Origin of the sequence: Alkalimonas amylolytica (assembly GCF_900107845.1) — a bacterium.
Lineage (GTDB): Bacteria > Pseudomonadota > Gammaproteobacteria > Enterobacterales > Alteromonadaceae > Alkalimonas > Alkalimonas amylolytica.
Map to the genome: position 1 here is coordinate 55,445 of NZ_FNRM01000010.1, position 20,523 is coordinate 75,967.

Consider the following 20,523-nt stretch of genomic DNA (forward strand, 5'->3'; position numbering starts at 1 on the left):
GATTTTTGCAGGGTGTTTTTGTTACATTTTGTGATTGATTTTTACTTGGTGGCAGCGGTGAAGCGAGGCAGGGGGGCTCCCCCTGCCGATGCTGTTAGAGCACGTAACTGATATGCTGGAAGAACCGCACTGTCAGGTTTTGGTGGTTGCCATCGAAACCAATGCTTTTGGCAAAGCTGCGCAGCGCTTCTTCCACCTGATTCATAAAGCGGCCATAGCCCATTTCGGTGTGATCTTCCTTGCTTGCCACCAGCACAAAATGCGCACTTTCTACCAGATTATTGGCTTGCCAGAAGGTCAGGTACTGCGGCTCACTGCAATCCGGGTTGAAGCTGATTTTTTGCAGTTCACGATTTTTATCGTGCTGATCCCATTTGCTGCTGCGTACCAGCGGGGTCAGGCCATTGGCCACCATCGCCAGCCGGTCCAGCTTCTTGCCGGCACAGGCTTGCTGGAATTTATCCTGCAAGCTCTGATACAGCGGGCTGAAGTCCTCACTGCGCTCATGCAGCAACTGCTGTTTCAGGGCCCGGCTAAGTGGCAAAGTCACAGTGACGTAGGTGATTTCGCTGTGCTCGGCCGGTAATTCGCACTGCCGCGCCTGATAGCGTGGGTACAGACCACGCAGCTTGTAACCATAACTTTCTTTGTGGCCTTTGGTTTTGGCAAAGAGATCGTAAGATAAATGCTGATGATCGCGCAGCTTAATGGCGCACGGCTCGGCTAGCAGTGCTTTAAACTGCTTTAGCAGTTGCACCACTTTACCATGGAAGTTAGCGGCCTGGCTGCGCAGCTCTTCACCGGTAGCCAGAAACAGCAAGCGGATTTTACGCGCTTGATAGCCTGGGGTGGCAAATAGGTTCTGACCTTCATGGTATTTCGGATTGTAGAAAAACAGAATTTGTTTCTCGGTCTGGAAAGTGTAGGACTCGGTATGAAAGCGCACCACCGGTAGTTTGTCGTTGGCAATTAAATGCACATTGCGTAGCTGCAGCGCATCGGCCAGGCTGAACAGCTGCTGTGCCAGCCCCTGATAGCAGTCTTCACTGTTGGCATAGTGGCGGTAAAAGCCATCGTCCAGTTTGATTTCGGCCAACAGATACTGGTTGGAATGGGCATTGGTGGGAATGTAAACGCGATGCGGGTTGTGCGATGCCATAGTGGACTCCTTAGGTGCCTGAATGCAATGACACTAAGTCTAGACCATACTGGCGGCTACTTTATTGTCCTGGATTAAAGTTTGCTCCTTCTGCTGACTGGTCAGCGCTTTGCTGTTGAAGATAGCCAATCAGCTGTTCTGCTGGCATCGGCCTGGCAAAGAAGTAGCCTTGGTAGAGTTCACAGCCCATCTGCAGCAGCAGATCACGCTCATGGCTGTGCTCAACGCCTTCTGCTATGGTCAGCAGCTTCATGCGTTGCCCGATGGCAATAATGCTGGCGGTCATATTGCGGCAGGTTTCGTCGTCACGCATGCAATCGACAAAGCTTTTATCAATCTTCAGTTCATCCACCGGCAGTGTTCGCAGCATGCTGAGTGAAGAGTAACCGGTGCCAAAGTCGTCCATGGAAATTTTGCAGCCGAGCTGTTTGATGCTGCCTAGCAGCTGACAAACATGATCATGGTCCTCAATCAGGATGCTTTCCGTCAGCTCCAGAGTGAGCTGCTCCGCCACCAGCTCGTGTTGTTGGATCTGGGCATCCAATTGCGGCAAGAAGTCACTGTGCAGCAGTTGCCGGACAGAGATGTTGAGTGATAGCTGGAAACGTTGCTGGAGCTGTTGCTGAATTTTACTGATGTCGGCAAAAGCCTGTCGCAGAATAAACTGGCCGAGCAGCGGCATCTGCCCACTGTTTTCCGCGACCGGTACAAATTGATCTGGTGGGATAAAGCCATCGATAGGATCCTGCCAGCGCACCAGGGCTTCCACCCCATACAGCTGCCCCTTGCTATCGATTTGCGGCTGGTACACCATAAATAGATGCTGTTGCTCGATGGCCGTCCTCAGGCGTTGCTCGATGGCAAAGCGGCGCTGATAATGTGCATCCAGTTGTTTGCTGTACAGATAGATATTGTTTTTGGTTTTTTTGGCTTCGTACATAGCGACGTCGGCGGCCCGCACCAAATCGTCCAATTGATTGGCATGGTCAGGGTAATGAGCAATGCCAATGCTGGCACCCAGCACAAAGCGTAATTTTTCCACCTGGTAGGGGCTGGACAATTGCTTGATCAGTTCGCTTGCCAGCTGCATGGCAGCCTGCTCGGAAGTGGCGGGCAGGAAAATCAGGAACTCATCACCACCGTGGCGCACAATGGCTGCGGAGTTACTGGCCTGCGCCTTAATTCTACGGCTCACTTCTTTTAGCACCGTATCCCCCAGCTCATGACCAAAAGAGTCATTGATGGTTTTAAAGTTGTCTAAATCCAGAAACAGCAAATAGCAACCGCTCGCTGCAGAACCCAGCAAGGTCCCTTTGTATTGGCGAAGATAGTTGCGGTTTGGTAAAGCGGTAAGCTGGTCGTGGGTGGCTTCAAATAACAATTCGGCCCGGCGGGAACGATCGGCCTGTGCTATGGTACGAACCAGAAAAAGCAACAACAGTTGGCTTAGAATGTACACCAACAGGTAACGCCATGCGCTGTGCCAGAAGGCCTCCTGCATCACCTGACTGTGCAATTTTGACACAGCCCATAACTGATAGTCCGGCAAATAGCGGATCACCGCCTGCACACGGCCTTCGGGCAATGCCAGCCGGACACTGTGAGTTTCTTCCGATAATCTGAGTTGTTGCAGATTAAGCCCGGTATTTTCGCCTAATCTGGCTTGCAATTGTTGCAACACGCTGAGTGCAATCGGTGTCTCATAACGTTCTGCTAAATTCGATACTTCACCGGCAAAAAACTGGTAATAGCCATCTTGCTGGCGGATCAGGGCGACATTGTTCTTTTTTGGCAAGAGTAATGGTGCGACAAAGGCATTCAGTTCGCGTTTTAAAGAAACACCGAGTGCCATGACAGCCACAGCTTGGCCATCGTCAGATCGAAGCGATTTTCGTACAGGAAAAGTCCATGCATCTAAAGATTCAATGTAGTAGATTCGGCCAAGCTCTAGTTTTTCTGAAGCCAGAGCCCGTTCAAACTCACCATGATCCATGGTGTAACGGCGAAGGTTACCCAGCTGCTCAATGCTTCGGTTGGAGCTCACCATCAGTAAGTCGCCGTCAGTGCGTGCTACAGCATAAGCGGTGGCATAACGATTATTTTGCATCAGATGGTCAAGTAGTCGGGTTCCTTGCTCGACATCCAATTGCTCGGCCAACACAAGTTGCACCAATTGATCGTGGTATAAATCGGCCAACACTTGTTGTACGGAAAGCAGCGATTGCACAGAAGACGCCAACTGCTGCACCTGAGTATGTTGTTGTTGGCTGTGCTCCTGCAGCACCAATTGCCAGCGCTGATGCAGGAAAAAAGTCAGCAGCACACAGCTGCCAAGAAAAAGCAGTGCAAAGAGAAACCAGATGTTTTGCCGCAGTTTGGCCAAATCTCTTTTCCTCTCAACCAGATGAAGAGGCAGTGTAGCCTATAAAGCCGGCAGAATCGAATGCTGACCGGCACTGCTTTTGTACTATGCGTCCCATCACTCCTTACGGTAACGGGCAAACCAGGCCAGGGTGTGCTCGACCTTGGCAATCATTCGACTGGGGCGACTGGATACACCATGATAAGCACCTGGCACCCGCACCATGGCGGTATCCACTTGCCGTAGCCGAAGGGCCTGATAAAACTGCTCGGTTTCGGCCATTGGGGTACGGCGATCCAGCTCGCCGGTAAAGAGCAAGGTGGGTGTAGTCACATTACCCACCAGTGACAGCGGTGAGCGCTGCCAGTAATGCTCATGCTGCTCCCAGGGCATGCCCGGAAACTGATTCTGAATTTGCGCCATGTAACTGTCGGCGGTGAGCACTTTGCTGACCCAGTTGATCACCGGGTTGGTGGCTGCTGCTGCATTAAAGCGATCGGTCAGGCCAATGGCATAAGCGGTGGCGATACCGCCCGCCGAGCCGCCGGCAATAAACAAATTATTTTCATCGATAAAGCCTTTGGCAATCATCGCATCGACGCCGGACATATGATCGGCAAAGTCATCGGTGGAAGCGTATTTGTTTTGCAGCAGGAGAGCAAAGCGCTCGCCATAAGAGATGCTGCCGCGGTAGTTGTTGTACAGCACCACATAACCTTCGGCGGCATAGCGCTGCAGCTCGGCGGAAAAATGCGGGCCATAAGGCAGGTGCGGACCGCCATGAATTTCCAGGATCAGCGGGTATTTTTTACTGGGGTCAAACCCCGGTGGTGTGATGTACCAGGCATGAATTTCTTCTTCATCCAGCTTTGAGCGGTAGGTAAATTCGTGCACCTTTCCCAACTGGCGTTGGCCCAGCAGATCTTCATTCAGTTGAGTCAGATTGCGCACCTGGCCATGTTGCCAGAGCGCGACATCGGCCAGTCGCTTGGAGGAGCCGCGGGTATAAGCGAGCTGTCCTTTATCCGACAGGCTGAACATGCCGCTTAAATAGGGCCGGCCCGAATTGGCGCCGGATAAGTCACTGACTAAATCCGCCATCCGGTTGCGCAGGGTGACCCGGGCCACTTTGGTAAGGCCACGGTCTTCGTATTGAAACACCAGTTGTTGATTGTCCTGCCAGACTGGGTTCTCTACCGAGCGGTCCAGCTCCTTTAGTAGCGGCTGCACTTCGTTGTTACGCAGATCCAGCAATTGCAACTTGCTGTTGCGGTAGGCGACTGGCTTATCCGAGGCAAACAAAAAAGCCAGTTGCAAGCCATCCGGCGAGAATACCGGGTGATAGTGTTGGCCAGCACCACTCAGCAGTGATTGAACACTGCCGTTTTTAAGCTGCACTTGATACAAATCGGCTTGACGTGGTTGATACTCCCAATCGCTGTTGCGGTTGGCAGAGAATACTAAGCGCTGGCTATCGGGTGCCCAGGCCAGAGGCCCCTGATGCAGGTAAGGGCCTTCCGTCAGCTGGCGGGCACTGCCGCCAGCAGCTGGGACAACAAAAATTTGACGATAAGCCGACTCCAGCAGCCCACGGCCATCTTGCTGGTAATAGGTGCGTTCAACGATCACTGGGGTAGCGGCCCATTCAGCACCTTTTGGCGCTTTCGGCCGATACACACTGCGGGCAAAGTCGGTTGGCTCAGCAGGCACTTCCATCAAAAATGCCAGTTGCTGCCCATCCGGTGACCAGGCCAGCTGCTCGGGGCGGTGGGTCAGGTTACTGATTCGGGCGGTACGGCGTTGTGTCAGCCAATGCACGTGAATTTGTTCGCTGCCGCTACGATTGGAGATAAAGGCGATGCGGTTACTGTCGGGGGCCCAGCGTGGCTGGCTGTACTGAAATTCATCGTCCAGCAGTGGCCAATGCTGACCAGTATTGGTATCGACAATCCACAAACGTTGCAGGGTGTTGTCCTGCTGAATATTGTTGCTGTTGCGCACAAACACAATGTACTGGCCATCCGGCGAAATTTGCACATCACTGGCAAACTCCAGTTCAAAAATATCCTCGGCACTAAAATGCGCTAATTCAGCCTGCGCCAATGGCAGCCAGCAGCACAACAAAACAAAACCAAGCCAATGGCGGACAGAGGTTTGCATCGACATCATTCGGATTGACTCCTGTATCACTTATTCGTGACCAAGCAATAGCTCAGCCAATTCCTGCCCTAAATGCTGCTGCATGATCTGGCGGTAGCTGGCACTGTTACGGTACCCTCCTTCTGCGGCAAAGAAGGCCTGCATAAACTGCGACCAGTCGCTATTAAGCGGCATAATAAACCCAAAGGTTTCATCGGTTTCTGCGGCTAACGGATGATCGCGCAGTGGCATACCGGCCTGACGGGCGCGCCAGTAATTGTAAGCATCAACGTAGCTGTAGAAGGTGCCGGATGCGACCAGCTCCAGCAAATCCGGGTTGGATGTAACGCGTTGTATGGCTAGATCCGGTTGATAGGTATCACGCAGGCGGCGAATACGTACTTCATGCAAGGTACCGGAAAATGCCAGTGGTTCAAGTTCAGCAAAATGATTGGCAAAATCGTCCCAATCCTGCAGTTCGGTAATATCCTGATGGGTGATTAGGGCGGCAACATTATTCATGTATGGGGACGAGAACTGCAGCTCCTGCTTGCGGGCTTCGGTGATGGTGACATTGCCGAGGCCAAAGACGCCGCCTTCTGCCATCATCACGCGTTGGTAGAAATGTTGCCAGTTGGTCTCGGCTACAAAGTTAAGCTGCAACCGGATGCGATGATGGCGCTCGGCCCAGCGAGCAAAGTCCCGCATAATTTCAACGCTGACGCCGGTTAGCTCACCGGCAGCATTGGTGTAAGCAAAACCTTCGGCCGGCACATACAGCACTGTCAGGCTCGCCTGACCTTGTTGTTGTGCCTGCTGGAAGGTATCGCCACTGTCTTGCTCAAGCGGGCTTAATGAGACGACCGGCTCCGGAGAGCAGGCAGCCAGAAACAGGCTGAGCATGATGAACAGGCAAGGCTGGGTGAGTTTTTGCAACATAACGGATTCCCGTGGGCAGAGGTAGCTGAGGTGCCGTTATCTTGGCAAACTAGGCTGGCTCTGTCAAAGCCAGCCTGGTTTCAGGGAAGCCTTGGTTTGACCTGGACAACGCCTCCTTTATAAAGCCCAAGAAACAGTGTGTGCTCTCCTTGCTCCTGATGCATCACCATACTGCGAACCCCACCATAAAGGCTGCTGGAAGGGTATTGGAAGCTTTGCCAGCTTTGCCCATGGTCATCAGACCATTCAATGATCAGAGGCTGTGGTAAATCGAACTCTTTGTTCCAGCCAGCTGTGTATAGGCGAGATGAGCTAGGATCTTGCAACACATCGTAGTAAAAGCGAAAGTCCACATCACCCAGTAAGTTCCGCCAATCCTCACCTCCATTTTCACTTATAGCAATGCCTCCTTCGCCGGTGATAAAGACGGCGTTTGGTTGGTCAGCAAAAAAGCGGATTGAATAAACCACGGCCGGGCCTAAGTTGTTTGGATGACTCAACACCTGGTGAATAGCGGTATGGTGCTCAACCAGTTCATCGGTCTGAAGTTTGAATTGATACAGCAAGGGGTTTTCAATCAAGCCCTGACCACCAGACCAGACCTCCGTTTTTGTCGGGTTGATGGCAAGAGCTGTGTTGGGTTGGCTGAACATACCCCAGCCACCATGGAGGACTTGCCAGCTCAGACCATAATCTGTGGAGCGGGCCAGCACGTCGTAACCAGACCCGTAGAGGGTCGCACTGTCGGGTTCATAGATAAGCGCGAAAGGTGGTTCGGCGCGGAATATCTGATTTTTACCCTGTTCGTTTTCTGTCTCGTAATGGCCAAAGTTGTGTTTGATTTCCAGCCAGCTGTGGCCAGCATCGGTGGTTTCATACAGGCTAAAAACAGGGTAACCCTCATCATCCTGCTGCTGAACACCTGCCAGCAAATGATGATCGGCAATACGAGCCAGGGATAAGACTTGTGTATCCTCAAAACCAAGGGCTTGCCATTCCATGGTGCTTAGATCAGCCCGGAACAGTCCGGCATTGGTGAGTGCAAACAGATACTGCTCGCTAAGTTGTAATTCACCTACGATCAGGCCATTTAATCCGCTCAACTGAACACCAAAAGGTGCTGGTTCAGGTTCAGGCTCAGGGACAGGCGTAGAAACGGGTGGTGGCAACGATTGAGTAGATTCGCCTCCACCACAGGATATTAACATTAGCAGACTGCAGGATATAAGTATCGAAGCATAGCGCATAGTTGTTCACATGGATTAACCTTGAGTAAGCAACTAACTTAATCCATCTTACATAGGCTCGCAAGCTTTCAATCGACTTGTTGTTGAGTGAAGTAAAAAGCCAGCGCTGCAATGTCGTCATCCGATAATCCCCTGGCTTGAGGAGACATGAGTGGGTTGACGATGTCACCGCTGCGATAGGCTTTTAAAGCTGTGGTCATATCCTCGGCACTCATACCGGCAATGCTGGGGTACATGCGGTTGCGGGAAATGCCCTGGGGGCCATGGCATGCTGCGCAGCTGCGGGCTCTGGCTTCGCCATGACGAAGTAGCTCACGTTCACTGTCGGAAAGCGCCGCCCAGGGATCGGGTTTGGCTGTATCGGTGACCTTAGCGGGTTCGGAGCAACCTGCAGCGAAGACGCCAATACTGACGAAGATCAAAAGGCGGATACATTGATTCATGCTATGCTTTTACTCCTTGGTTTTCTGGCAGCCTGCCACAGACTGGCAAAGAACACCAGTCTGCGTTGTGCGTACTCTTTTGTGGTTAAAGTGGACGCTGGCCTGACCGGTTTGCTTTTGCTAATCTTATTGAACTTCAGTGCGTTAATTCAAGCTCCAGCTTTGCTACTACAAGGACTTTGCTTTGTTTGCAATGATACGAACCATCTGGCCATTGCTGTTGGGGATGCTGATCGTCGGCATGACCACCGGCCTGCAAAATACCTTGTTGTCGATTCGGGCTGAAATGGAAGGCTTTAGCAGCGCCAGTACCGGTATGATTTTGGCGGGTTATTTCATTGGCTTTTTGTTGGGAGCTATCCGAGCGCCCAAAATGATCCATCGGGTGGGACATATCCGGGCCTTCGCCGCTTTGGCGGCGCTGGCATCGATCAGCATTCTGGTGCATGCCATCTGGGTGAATACCGGCGTCTGGTTTGTGCTTCGCATGGTATCGGGTTTTTGTTTTTCAGCCATTTTTGTCATTGCTGAAAGCTGGATCAATGCCGGGGCCACCAATCAGAATCGCGGCAAACTCATGTCGTTGTATGTGATGATGTTGTTTGGTGGTATTGGTCTGGGGCAGTTTTTGCTTTACATCGGTGATCCGCGTGATTTTCTGCAGTTTACCCTGGTCTCCATTCTCATCAGTGCTGCGGTCATCCCACTGTTAATTACCCCAACTAGCACACCACCTTTTGGACCACCGCAAAAAATGCGTGCTGGTGAGCTGATGCGGGTTGCCCCTTTAGGGATCATTGGTTGTTTCTTAATGCAGTTTGCCTATGCCTCTTTATTCGGTCTAGGGCCTGTGTATTTTTCCCGCCTCGGCCTGGAGCTGACACAGATCGCCAACCTGGTAGCCTGCCTGATTTTTGGTGCGCTTTGCTTTCAATTTCAGCTGGGAAAACTGTCCGATCGGTTTGATCGGCGTTTGGTGATTGCTGGCTGTGCTTTTGCTTCCTGTATCATGGCGCTCTGGATATCGACCTTGGGTAATGAGCAGATCTACCTGCTCTATGTCAGCTACTTTGCGTTTGGTGCTGTGATGTTGCCGATTTTCTCCATGGTGGTGGCCTATACCAATGATTATCTGAATAAAGAACAGATGGTGGGGGCCAGCAGTGCTTTGGTGCGGGCCAATGGGCAGGGGGCGATCTGCGGTTTGCTGATTTCAGGCCTGTTGATGCACTTTGTTGGTACCCAGGTGTTTTTCTGGTTTATTGCCAGCTTGCCGGTCATTGTTGGCACCATGGCGCTTTACCTGCGCTTTTTTGATCGTCGTCAGCGTCAGCGTCGTGCCAGTGCCACTGTGATGTTACCAACCCAATCCTCCGAAAGCATGATCAAAGAAGGGTTGGAAAAACAACAGGACAGCCAGGACTAAGTGCATTGCTACCGGCTGATATTGCAGCTAAGCTCAAAGCCGTTGATGCGAAAGGGGAATAGTATGCTTCGAATTTCATTATTGGCCATTTTTCTCTGTGTGCCTGCCGGGCTCTTGGCAGAACAGGCTGCTCGACCTGCCATCAGTAGCGAACTGGAACAGAAGGTAATTGCCTGGCGGCGCGATATCCATCAACACCCGGAGCTCAGTAACCGCGAGTTTCGTACGGCTGCCTTAGTCGCAGCGCACCTGCGTAAGCTAGGTATGGAGGTGCAAACCGAAATTGCCCATACCGGTGTGGTTGGGGTGCTGCGCGGTGGCAAGCCGGGCCCGGTGATAGCACTGCGGGCCGATATGGATGCCCTGCCGGTCACGGAGCAAACCGATGTGCCGTTTCGTTCTACGGTGATAGGCGAGTACCGCGGCAATGAAGTAGGGGTAATGCATGCCTGTGGCCACGATTTGCATGTTGCTATGCTGATGGGGGCGGCCGAGTACCTGGCAGAGCACAAGCAGCAGGTAGCGGGTACCGTGATGTTTATCTTTCAGCCGGCGGAAGAAGGTGCGCCGCCCGGGGAAGAAGGTGGCGCGGAGCTGATGCTGCGCGAGGGCCTGTTTGCCGAGCTGAAACCGGATGCCATTTTTGGCATTCATGTCTGGGGCCAGGCTCCACTTGGCGTCATTGGCTACCGCAAGGGGCCTTTGATGGCGTCTTCCGATCGCTTTGAGATCCGGGTCAAGGGCCGGCAAACGCATGGTTCCTCACCCTGGGCCGGGGTGGATCCCATCGTGGCGGCCGCGCAAATCATCAACAATGTGCAGACCATCGTCAGCCGGCAAATCAATATTACCCGGGCACCGGCGGTGGTGAGCTTTGGCATTGTCGAAGGTGGGGTACGCAACAACATTATTCCGGATGAAGTCTACCTGGAAGGCACCATTCGCAACTTCGATATGGACATTCGTCAGCAAATTTTCCGCCAACTGACTCAGGCGGCAGAGGCGTCAGCCCATGTCACCGGTGCTAAAGCGGAAGTGACCATTATTGAAGGCTACCCGGTGACCATCAACAATCCGGAGCTGGTGGCGCGGATGCTGACAACCACTAAGGCGGTAGCCGGTGAGCAGATGGTGCAGGAAAGCCCGCTGGTGACCGGTGCCGAGGATTTTTCCTATTACGCGCTGGAAGTACCCGGCATGTTTGTGTTTTTAGGGGTCGCTCCACCGGATAAAGATCCGGCCAGCATGCCAGCCAATCATTCGCCATTTTTCTATGCCGATGAGCGGGCGCTCAAAGTAGGCACCAATCTGTTTATTAACTGGGTGTTTGATTATCCCGGTGCTGGCTAAAGCCAGGCCGCGATCTGACTGGCGGGTAGATAGCTGTTATGCCCGCCAGGATAGAGCTGCATTATGGCAATGCCGGTAGGAAAAGCCTGATACAGCGCCTCACTGCGCGCCCGGCCAATGATTTCATCCTGCTCTGCTACCAGCAACAAGGTGGGGGTGTGGAGACTACTGGCGTAGTGGGCGGATTCAAAACGATCTTTTAATAACCAGCGCACCGGCACGAACGGAAACTGCTGGCTGGCCAAAGCGGTCAGGCTATCAAAAGGCGTAATCAGCACCAGCTGCTGCACCGGACGCTGCGCCGCCAATTGCACCGCCACACCTGAGCCCAGGCTGCGGCCAATCAGGGTGATGTCGCTGTGCTGCTGGCTGACCTTGTCAAACAGCGCCAGCGCATCGCTGACCAGCGCTTGCTCCGACGGCCGGCCGTCACTGCCGCCATAACCACGGTAATGCATCAGATAGATGGCATGCTCCGAAAATGCTGCAGCAAACTCCGCCAGGCTAACACTGACATCCTCGGCATTGCCGCCAAAATACAGCAAAGCCTTGTCACTGGCCCGCGGCTGTTGGCTAACCAGCACCTGGACCTTACCTTGCTGTAACACCAGCGGCTGTTCTGGCGGTAAGGCAGCGGGCACCGGAAAATAAATCAGCTGGCGCTGCAACAGATACAGCAGCAGGCACAGCAAGCCATAACCGGCCAACAGGTAGCTTGCTAAACTTAGCAGTGTGCGCATTGCATCCATTCCTTGTTTCAGATGTAGTTAGCTTAATTGAGCTTGCATTGACGGTCAAAATTTATCCACCTATACTTGCAATTATAAGTGTTTGTTGAGGTGAGCCATGGGCCAAGTCACTATTTACCTGGATGATGACAGTGAAGCGAAAATGAAAGCCGCTGCCAAGGCCAGTCAGGTATCTACCAGCAAGTGGGTCGCGACCTTAATTCAGCAAGCGCTGTCGGAGCACTGGCCTGGTGAAGTGCGTGAGCTGGCAGGTGCCTGGCCAGACTTTCCCAGTGAGCAAGAGTTACGTCAGGATAAAACAACCGATACGCCAAGAGAAGACTGGTAATGTTTGCGCTGGATACCAATACGCTGATCTATTTTTTCAAAGGTCAGGGCGATGTGGCCAGGCATTTGTTGGCGCAACAACCACAGCACATTGCAATCCCTGCTATCGTGCGGTTTGAGCTGGAAGTTGGGGTGTTAAAATCCAGCGCCCCGCAAAAAAGGCAACAGCAACTGACTCAGCTGCTGAGAGTTATACGCATACTGCCTTTTGACGACGATGCAGCCAGGCATGCAGCTGAAATCCGGGTTACGCTGGAACATCAGGGCCAACCGATAGGCCCATACGATCTGCTTATAGCGGCAACCGCGAAAGCCAATCAAGCCATCCTGGTGACTCACAATCAACGCGAGTTTTGCAAAGTCCCGGGACTGCAACTGGCTGATTGGTTTTAGCACTCAGCGCATTGTCACAAACTCTTCCGCACTGGTCGGATGCAGCGCTACCGTGGCGTCAAAATCGGCTTTGGTGGCGCCCATTTTCATCGCTACGGCAAAGCCTTGCAGCACTTCGTCCATGCCTTCGCCAATGCCGTGCAGGCCAACCACTTTTTCTTCTTTGCCGGCACAAACCAGCTTAAAAGTACTAAGCGCCCGATGTGGCGTGATGGCGTTGTACATGGCGGCAAAACTGGAGCGATACACCTTGATGCTGGCGTCGCCATACTCGGCTTTGGCCTCGGCTTCGGTCAGGCCGATGGTACCTATGGGCGGATGGCTGAACACCACGGTAGGGATTAGCCGGTAGTCCATTTTAGCGTCCGGCATGGCCGGGTTAAACAACCGCTCGGCCAGCATGCGGCCGGCTTTGACCGCCACTGGGGTCAGCTGGGCCTCGCCGGTGATGTCGCCGACCGCATAAATACCCGGCACATTGGTGTTTTGCAACGCATCGGTGCGAATATAGCCTTGCTCATCGGTGGCGACGCCAGCGGCTGCCAGTTTAATGGCATCGGTGGCAGGTTCGCGGCCAATGGCCCAGATCAGGCAATCGACATTCAGCAGCATGGCACCATCGTGCATGTAAACGGTCAGACGCCCATCGCTGCCAGCTTCTACTTTGCTGACTTCGGTCTGAGTGTGCAGTTGCAGCTCATCTTGCTTCATCCGCTCCAGCAGGGCATCGGTGATATCTGAGTCAAAGTTGCGCAGCGGTCTGTCTTTGCGAACCAGCAGGTGGGTATCGGTGCCCAGGGCGTGCAGCACGCCGGCAAGTTCAACTGCGATGTAACCGGCACCAACCACCACGGCTTTTTTTGGCTGTTCAGTCAAAGCAAAAAAACCATCCGAGTCGATACCGAGTTCAGCGCCCGGAATATCGGGCCGGCTAGGGCGGCCGCCAACAGCAATGGTGATGTGATCGGCGGTGATGCGCTCGCCATTGACTTCCACTGTGTTTTTATCCACAAAGGTGGCAAAGCCTTCAATCAAATCCACCCCATTGCTGGCAAAACCACGCTGGTAAGCACCATGAATGCGTTCAATATAAGCCTCGCGGTGACGCACCAGGGTGGCCCAATCAAAGCCTTGCTGCTGCACATCAAAACCATAGGCCGGGCTGTACTTGATGGCTTCGGCAATATGAGCGCCGTACCACATGACTTTTTTCGGCACACAACCGACATTCACGCAGGTACCGCCCACCGCTTTGGCTTCTATCACTGCGGCTTTGGCGCCACGCATGGCTGCCCGGTTGGCTGAGGCAATGCCGCCACTGCCTGCACCAATGGCCAGGTAATCGTAATGTCGGGTCATAAAGGATCCTGTTCTTTGAGGCGAATTAGCTTCTATATAAGGCCCAGTGCGTGGAATCACAAGAGCTATGGACTAAACAGGTGCCTTGACTTGTGCGGCATTCGCCCCAACATTGAATAGTATTGACAAAGCTCAACAGGAACCACTATGACCACAGTGCACAACCCCTTGCTTGAATTCACCGACTTACCGCCTTTTTCTGTTATCAAACCCGAGCAGGTGAAGCCTGCAGTGGAAGCTGCCATTGCCAGAGCCAGGGACAGTGTGGAGCAGGTGCTTACGCAAAACACTTTCAGCTGGGATAATCTGGTGGTGCCGTTGGAGGAGGGCAGTGACAGATTAGGAAAACTGTGGTCGCCGGTGTCTCATCTAAACTCGGTGCTCAACAGCGCCGAGCTGCGGGAGGCCTACGAGAGCTGCCTGCCAGTGCTATCAGAATTCAGTACCTGGCTGGGACAGCATGAAGGTTTGTATCAGGCCTATCGTCAGTTGGCTGAAAGCGAGGCATATGCCGAGCTTAGCCCGGCTCAGCAAAAAGTGATTCAAAATGCGCTGCGGGATTTCAAATTATCCGGTATCGGTTTGCCGGCAGAGAAAAAGCAGCGTTACGGTGAGATTCAAAGCCGACTTTCAGAGCTGTCATCCAGCTTTTCCAATCATACCCTGGATGCCACTCAGGCCTGGCACAAGCACCTGACCGATGAATCGCAGTTGGCTGGTCTGCCGGATGATGCCAAAGCAGCCGCGGCAGAGGAGGCCAAAAGCCGTGAACTGGATGGCTGGGTGCTGACGCTGGAGTTCCCGAGCTATTTGCCGGTGATGACCTATGCCGAGGATCGCAGTTTGCGTGAAGAGGTCTATCAGGCTTATTGTACCCGGGCCTCCGATCAGGGGCCGCATGCCGGCCAGTTTGACAACAGCGCTATTATCGAAGAAACCCTGGCACTTAAGCATGAGCTGGCCCAGCTGCTGGATTTTGCCAATGCGGCCGAAGAGTCACTGGCAACGAAAATGGCGGAATCTCCGCAGCAAGTACTGGATTTCTTGCAGGACTTAGCCCGCCGGGCCAGGCCACAGGCCGAAAAAGAGCTGGCCGAGCTGAGAGACTTTGCTCAAAGCGAGTACCAGCATACTGAGCTGCAAGCCTGGGATGTCGCTTATTACTCGGAAAAATTAAAGCAAGCCCGCTATGCCATCTCAGATGAGCAGCTGCGGCCTTATTTCCCGGAAACCAAGGTGGTGCCGGGTTTATTTGCTGTGATTGAAAAGCTGTTTGGCATGACGGTGCGCGAGCGTGAGGGGGTGGATGTCTGGCATCCGGATGTGCGCTTTTACGATATTTTTGATAGCTCAGGTGCTCTGCGCGGCAGTTTTTATCTTGATTTATACGCCAGGGCGAAAAAGCGCGGCGGTGCCTGGATGGATGATTGCCGGGGCCGGCGCATCTTAGCGACTGGCGAGCTGCAAAGCCCGGTGGCCTATTTAACCTGCAACTTCAATAAGCCGGTTGGCGGCAAGCCTGCGCTTTTTACCCATGATGAAGTGGTGACCTTGTTCCATGAGTTTGGTCATGGCTTGCACCATATGCTGACGCAGGTCGATGCGGCTGCGGTTGCTGGTATCAACGGTGTGGCCTGGGATGCGGTCGAGTTGCCCAGTCAGTTTCTGGAGAACTGGTGCTGGCAGCCGGAAGCTTTGCAGCTGATCTCCGGCCATTACGAAACCGGCGAGGCCTTGCCGCAAGAAATGCTGGCGAAGATGTTGGCGGCGAAAAACTTCCAGTCGGCGATGTTTCTGGTACGTCAGTTGGAATTTGCGCTGTTCGATTTCAGGCTGCATGCCGAGTACCAACCAGAACTGGGTGGCCGGGTCCAACAGCTGCTTGACGAAGTGCGTCAACAGGTAGCGGTTATCGTACCGCCACGTTTTAATCGTTTTCAGCATGGCTTTAGCCATATCTTTGCCGGTGGTTATGCCGCTGGTTATTACAGTTACCTGTGGGCCGAGGTGTTGTCATCCGATGCTTTCGGACGCTTTGAAGAGGAAGGGGTGTTTAATCCGCAAACCGGGCGGGACTTCTTGCAGTGGATTTTAGAGCGTGGCGGCAGCGCCGAACCGATGGAGTTGTTTAAAGGTTTCCGCGGCCGCGAGCCATCCAATGAAGCCTTACTGCGGCATATGGGCATTGCCAGTTAACCAGTAGAGCGTTGGCTGACTGGCAGGTTAGAAGATACCTGCCAGTGAGCGGATCAGGCCTGATTGCAGTCCAGGCTCCGCGTCCTCCCAGCGCAGATTGGCCTGATTGGCAAAGCTAATCACCCTGGCCTGGTATTTACGGCGATCGGTCGCGCGCTCCCAAAGCGTATCCGTACTGCCACTATCGCCTTGCAGCAGCAAATGCTGGCTGTACTCCAGCACCAGTTCATCACTGTCGGCGGCAATGCGCTCTGCCACTTGCAAGTCGGTGACCATGGTGTAGTAGACATCTTTCACCAACTGCCGGCCGGCGTATTCGGTACCGGCGATGATGGCCAGAGCGATGGCTGCGTTGCGCAGATCCCGGCTACTTACATCCACACTATCCGAATACCCAACATAGACATTGCCACCCGATGACCGGTTGGAGCGACGCTGCCTGATTGGCTGTTCAGTGGCTTCATCCGGCAAAAGTACGGGCATAGCCAGCAAGGCCGGATTCATCAGTTGCTCAATCTCTGTCTCACTCATGCCAAACTCAGCCTGGGCCAGCACTTTTTCCGGCGCTTGCTTGAGCACAGTGCGAACATTCACCTGCAGCCAGTACTGCGCATGTGCCGGGCTATTGGTGACCTGATAACCACGTTGTTGCAAAAAATCGATCACCGCCTGATCCAGCGGTTGCTGGAATTCCGCGGCGGTACTGCGAAAATCCAGAAACACGGTGCGTAATTCCGGCTCGACCGGATCAAGATAGATGGTCTGGCTCATGCGGGTTTGCACATCCAGCTCGCCCTTGGCGATGGAACGGTGAATGGCCGTGCAGCCCGTTAACTGCACGAACAGCAGCAACAGGCAGAGGCTAAGACCGGCCTTATGCATCAGAACAAACCTGCTAAAGCCCGTACCAGACCCATCTGCAGATCCGCTGCCGCATCTTCCCATTTCAGATTGGACTGATTGGCGTAGCTGATGACCCGGCTTTGATAGCGGCGTTGATCGCTTTGGCGCTGATAGCTGGAGGTTGTGCTGCCACTATCCCCCTGCACCAGCACATGCTCGGAGCGCTCTCGTACCACGCCATCAAAACGTTCCATGATTTGGATGTCGGTGATTACGCTGTAATACACATCTTCAATCAGCGCATCGAACACAGTGCCCGCCACAGCACCGGCAATGGCCGCGCCGGTAGCGGCGCTGCCGGAAGAGCCGCCAGTTGCTCTGTGCACGGTATGGCCAAGCACAGCGCCACCAGCAGCACCATAGCCAGCATTCATCGCACTATTGGCGGCTCTGGCATTGGTACGACCGACTTGCAGCACATTGGCCTGTAGCCAGTAGGTGGCCTGCGATGGGCTGTCGATGACCTGATAGCCGCGTTGCTGCAGGGATTGAATGACCATAGGGCGGATATCAAACTCGGGCTTGTCCGAAGTATTGCGGATATCGACGAAGATAGTGCGTTGCTCCGGTTCAACCGGATCCAGGAAGATGGTAGAACTCATCTGGGTTTGTACATCCAGATTGCGTTTGGCGACCGAGGTATGAATGGCACCACAGCCACTCAGCGACAAACTGACAATAATCGCCGCCAGCCAAAGGGTATGTTTCATTTTGGTGTCCTGTAGTAACTTAAGCTCAACAACTGCAAGCTTAATCTGCTAAGCTTAACGGGTGCTTAATTTTAGTAGAAAGTATGGTCAATCTACAGGAGATTTGAATGCGAAAACTGAATTGGCTTATGGCTGTTATCGCTGTGGCCTTACTTGGCGCCTGTCAGCAGGGCCAAGCCGGTGGAGAGCGGTTGGCTCCGGAGCCCTTGATAGAGCCAATTGATCCGGTCACTAACCCCAGAGCAGCCTTAAAAGAGCGGGAGCGACAAATGCGAGAACATCCTGATTTACAGAAAATGCGGGCAGATATTCTTAGCATGATTGGTCAGGCAGAAGCCGATGATGTTCAGCAATGTCGGGTGATAGGCTTTGGCCATAAACCGTGTGGTGGCCCTGCTGAGTATATTGCCTACTCTACCAAGGGGGTGAATGAAACCGTGTTGCAGCAAAAAATAGCCAGTTACAACAAGGCGGCTGAAGCGGAAAATATCAGGCTTGGCCGGATGTCGGATTGCGCCATAGTGCCAGAGCCGGCGGTAAGTCTGGTGGGTGGACAGTGCAAGATAACGGGCACGTCCAAACAAGAGGTCATGTAAGACAGCAGGTCAGCTGGTGTGTTGACAGGCAGCAGGTTACACTGTGCGCTTTTTTGGAGCCGCTCCGGATGATTGTGTTATCAGGCAGCGTACTAAGTGCTGCTGAGCAAGCCTATCTTGATGGATTAAGCCAGCGTTTTGGCTTAATCCTAACAGAGCAAGCTGAAGGCTGGCATCTGGCCTGGCAGTCGCAGGCATTGGTGCTTCGTCATACCGATCTACCCAAGCAAAGTGATATTGTGGTGGACTTTGCCAGCGGCAGTGCCAGCTATCGTCGACAGCATGGTGGTGGCATGGGCGAAGCCATCGCCAAGGCGGTGGGTTTGAACAAAAAACGAGATCTGACTCTGATTGATGCTACCGCTGGGTTGGGTCGAGATGCTTTTGTGCTGGCATGCCTTGGAGCCAGAGTCACTTTGGTGGAGCGCAATCCGCTGGTAGCGGCTTTGCTGGCCGATGGGCTGCGCCGTGCCGGTGAACAACCGGATCTTTCGGATTGGCTGCCTGAGCGCATGCAATTGCATTTTGCGTCGGCCCAGCAGGCGCTCACTGAGCTTGATGCGGTCGAGGTGGTGTATCTTGACCCGATGTTCCCTGAGCGGCAAAAGTCGGCTTTGGTAAAAAAAGAAATGCGGGCCTTTCATCAGGTAGTGGGGGAGGATCCGGACGCCGATGTCTTATTACCTGCGGCACTGGCACTGGCCAGCAAGCGGGTGGTAGTGAAGCGTCCGGCCTATGCGCCGCCTTTGGCGGGAACCAAACCCAGCCATGAGGTCAAAGGAAAGAACAACCGTTTTGATGTTTATGTAAAGGCTGCCATCTGAAACTGGCAGCCAGATGGTATTTTTCAGCTACACTCATGCAAGCCCATTCATCAGCCATAGGAACCTACTTATGATCAAACCAGGCGATACCTTACCCGAAGTTAGCTTTTCGCAACTGACCAGCGATGGCATGAAAAACCCAAGTACTGCCGATATTTTTAAAGGCAAAAAAGTAGTGCTCTTTGCTGTGCCCGGTGCTTTTACACCGACCTGCTCGGAGTCTCATCTACCCGGCTATATTGCGTTGGCGGACCAAATCAAGGCCAAAGGTGTAGACAGCATTGTTTGTACCTCGATGAACGATGCTTTTGTGATGGCGGCCTGGGCCGAGACACAAAACTCCGAAGAAATCACCTTTCTGGCGGATGGCGGTGGTGCTTTTCATAAAGCTACCGGCCTGACTATGGATACCGGAGATTTTGGTGGTGTGCGTTCTCAGCGTTACGCTATGATTGTCGACGATGGCAAAGTGACGTTGCTTAATGTTGAGCCGCCCAAATCGTTTGAAGTCAGTAAGGCGGAAACTATCTTAGCAGCCCTTTGATGCTTTGCTCAACAAAGGGGAAGCCATGGCGCTTCCCTTTTTTCATTTCTGCCACTGAACTGGTATGATAAACCTCTCTTTTTTGATGGTGACCGCGCTATGCCAACAACTCAGCAAACCGTGAATGTTCTTTGTATCAAATGGGGCAAGAAATATGGCCCGGATTACGTTAATAAGCTGCATGCGATGGTGCAGCGCAACCTGACCTTGCCACATCGTTTTGTTTGTTTGACCGATGATGCAGATGGCATTGATGACAACATCGAAGTCAAAGAGATCCCCATGGTGGGTTTTAAAGATTTTGACGAGCGTCAGCCCTGGAGTTTTGGCCATGGTTGGTTAAAAGTCACCAGCTTTGCCGACCCTTTGTATGATTTGACCGGGCCAACGCTGTTTATCGATTTGGATGTGGTCATTGTCGACAACATCAATTGCTTCTTCGAGCCAGATGGCGAGTTCTTTGTGATTAAAGAATGGGATAAGTCCGACGCAACCGGCAATACCTCGGTCTATCGTTACACCATCGGGGCGCACAGCGATTTAATTGAGCTACTGAAAAACCACAAAGAACGAGAGCTAGCCAAGGTGCGCAACGAGCAGGAGTTTGTCACTCAGAACCTGGCGGCACAAGGCAAACTACAATACTGGCCTGAAGGTTGGTGTGTCAGCTTTAAGCGTCACTGCTTGCCGAAGGGCATTATGAATTGGTTTAAACCAGCCACTATTCCTTCGGGCGCTAAAATTGTCGCCTTTCATGGCAAGCCAAATCCACCGGACGCCATCGCGGGTATCAGTGGCAAATGGTATCGCCGGGTATTGCCGGTGCAGTGGGTGAAGGATATGTGGGGTTAAGGAAC

At 53.2% G+C, this 20,523-nt stretch carries 19 protein-coding genes; 9 read left to right on the forward strand and 10 right to left on the reverse strand.

Annotation, left to right across the window (positions count from 1 at the left end):
- Window positions 1-94: 94 nt before the first annotated feature.
- The 6 genes from BLW37_RS16150 to BLW37_RS19030 all read right to left on the reverse strand — a co-directional run bounded on the left by BLW37_RS16150 (window position 95) and on the right by BLW37_RS19030 (window position 8,289).
- On the reverse strand, window positions 95-1,159 hold the full coding sequence (locus BLW37_RS16150) for a DUF3083 family protein (protein WP_091344795.1): 1,065 nt from the start codon (window positions 1,157-1,159) through the stop codon (window positions 95-97).
- A gap of 61 nt (window positions 1,160-1,220) precedes the next feature.
- Window positions 1,221-3,542: a putative bifunctional diguanylate cyclase/phosphodiesterase gene (locus BLW37_RS16155; protein ID WP_091344796.1), complete on the reverse strand. Its 2,322-nt coding sequence runs from the start codon at window positions 3,540-3,542 to the stop codon at window positions 1,221-1,223.
- A gap of 96 nt (window positions 3,543-3,638) precedes the next feature.
- Window positions 3,639-5,681 (reverse strand): S9 family peptidase, encoded by a 2,043-nt coding sequence (locus BLW37_RS16160; RefSeq protein WP_171907655.1) that lies wholly within the window; start codon window positions 5,679-5,681, stop codon window positions 3,639-3,641.
- A gap of 30 nt (window positions 5,682-5,711) precedes the next feature.
- A complete protein-coding gene (locus tag BLW37_RS16165) occupies window positions 5,712-6,599 on the reverse strand; it encodes a substrate-binding periplasmic protein (RefSeq protein WP_091344800.1) in 888 nt (295 codons plus the stop codon).
- Window positions 6,600-6,679: 80 nt separating this feature from the next.
- Window positions 6,680-7,702 (reverse strand): beta propeller repeat protein, encoded by a 1,023-nt coding sequence (locus tag BLW37_RS16170; RefSeq protein WP_139243739.1) that lies wholly within the window; start codon window positions 7,700-7,702, stop codon window positions 6,680-6,682.
- Window positions 7,703-7,914: 212 nt separating this feature from the next.
- Window positions 7,915-8,289, reverse strand: coding sequence for a c-type cytochrome (locus tag BLW37_RS19030; RefSeq protein WP_091344803.1), 375 nt, complete (start codon window positions 8,287-8,289; stop codon window positions 7,915-7,917).
- A 193-nt stretch (window positions 8,290-8,482) separates the two neighbouring features.
- Between BLW37_RS19030 and BLW37_RS16180 the strand changes: the two genes are divergently transcribed.
- A complete protein-coding gene (locus tag BLW37_RS16180; protein ID WP_091344805.1) occupies window positions 8,483-9,715 on the forward strand; it encodes an MFS transporter in 1,233 nt (410 codons plus the stop codon).
- Between the two features lie 63 nt (window positions 9,716-9,778).
- Window positions 9,779-11,065: an amidohydrolase gene (locus tag BLW37_RS16185; RefSeq protein WP_091344806.1), complete on the forward strand. Its 1,287-nt coding sequence runs from the start codon at window positions 9,779-9,781 to the stop codon at window positions 11,063-11,065.
- On the opposite strand, the gene BLW37_RS16190 is transcribed toward BLW37_RS16185, so the two are convergent.
- A complete protein-coding gene (locus BLW37_RS16190; RefSeq protein WP_091344808.1) occupies window positions 11,062-11,805 on the reverse strand; it encodes an alpha/beta hydrolase in 744 nt (247 codons plus the stop codon). The two genes, BLW37_RS16185 and BLW37_RS16190, sit on opposite strands and share 4 nt — an antisense overlap.
- 106 nt (window positions 11,806-11,911) lie before the next feature.
- On the opposite strand from BLW37_RS16190, the gene BLW37_RS16195 reads away from it, so the two are divergent.
- Both BLW37_RS16195 and BLW37_RS16200 read left to right on the forward strand, forming a co-directional pair.
- The gene (locus BLW37_RS16195) at window positions 11,912-12,142 is read left to right on the forward strand and encodes a CopG family transcriptional regulator (RefSeq protein ID WP_091344810.1); all 231 of its coding nucleotides are present in this window, start codon (window positions 11,912-11,914) and stop codon (window positions 12,140-12,142) included.
- Window positions 12,142-12,534, forward strand: a complete 393-nt coding sequence (locus BLW37_RS16200) for a type II toxin-antitoxin system VapC family toxin (RefSeq protein ID WP_091344812.1) — start codon at window positions 12,142-12,144, stop codon at window positions 12,532-12,534. Before BLW37_RS16195 ends, BLW37_RS16200 begins: the two co-directional genes overlap by 1 nt.
- Before the next feature lie 3 nt (window positions 12,535-12,537).
- Here the strand turns inward: BLW37_RS16200 and gorA are convergent, their stop codons facing one another.
- A complete protein-coding gene (gene gorA, locus BLW37_RS16205; protein WP_091344814.1) occupies window positions 12,538-13,893 on the reverse strand; it encodes a glutathione-disulfide reductase in 1,356 nt (451 codons plus the stop codon).
- Between the two features lie 147 nt (window positions 13,894-14,040).
- On the opposite strand from gorA, the gene prlC reads away from it, so the two are divergent.
- Window positions 14,041-16,089, forward strand: coding sequence for an oligopeptidase A (gene prlC, locus BLW37_RS16210; RefSeq protein WP_091344816.1), 2,049 nt, complete (start codon window positions 14,041-14,043; stop codon window positions 16,087-16,089).
- 27 nt (window positions 16,090-16,116) lie between these two features.
- Here prlC and traT read toward each other — a convergent pair whose 3' ends face one another.
- Both traT and BLW37_RS16220 read right to left on the reverse strand, forming a co-directional pair.
- Entirely contained in the window at window positions 16,117-16,971 is an 855-nt protein-coding gene (gene traT / locus BLW37_RS16215) for a complement resistance protein TraT (RefSeq protein ID WP_091344818.1), read from the reverse strand.
- On the reverse strand, window positions 16,971-17,702 hold the full coding sequence (locus BLW37_RS16220; protein ID WP_091344820.1) for a complement resistance protein TraT: 732 nt from the start codon (window positions 17,700-17,702) through the stop codon (window positions 16,971-16,973). The genes traT and BLW37_RS16220 overlap by 1 nt, the downstream gene beginning before the upstream one ends.
- A 107-nt stretch (window positions 17,703-17,809) precedes the next feature.
- Between BLW37_RS16220 and BLW37_RS16225 the strand changes: the two genes are divergently transcribed.
- From BLW37_RS16225 to BLW37_RS16240, 4 genes are all read left to right on the forward strand, one after another.
- Complete coding sequence (locus BLW37_RS16225; RefSeq protein WP_091344822.1) at window positions 17,810-18,298, forward strand: hypothetical protein; 489 nt, start codon at window positions 17,810-17,812, stop codon at window positions 18,296-18,298.
- 68 nt (window positions 18,299-18,366) lie between these two features.
- Window positions 18,367-19,122, forward strand: coding sequence for a class I SAM-dependent methyltransferase (locus BLW37_RS16230; protein ID WP_091344824.1), 756 nt, complete (start codon window positions 18,367-18,369; stop codon window positions 19,120-19,122).
- Window positions 19,123-19,192: 70 nt separating this feature from the next.
- On the forward strand, window positions 19,193-19,666 hold the full coding sequence (locus BLW37_RS16235) for a peroxiredoxin (protein WP_091344826.1): 474 nt from the start codon (window positions 19,193-19,195) through the stop codon (window positions 19,664-19,666).
- 99 nt (window positions 19,667-19,765) lie between these two features.
- A complete protein-coding gene (locus tag BLW37_RS16240) occupies window positions 19,766-20,518 on the forward strand; it encodes a glycosyltransferase (RefSeq protein WP_091344827.1) in 753 nt (250 codons plus the stop codon).
- Window positions 20,519-20,523 lie beyond the last annotated feature (5 nt).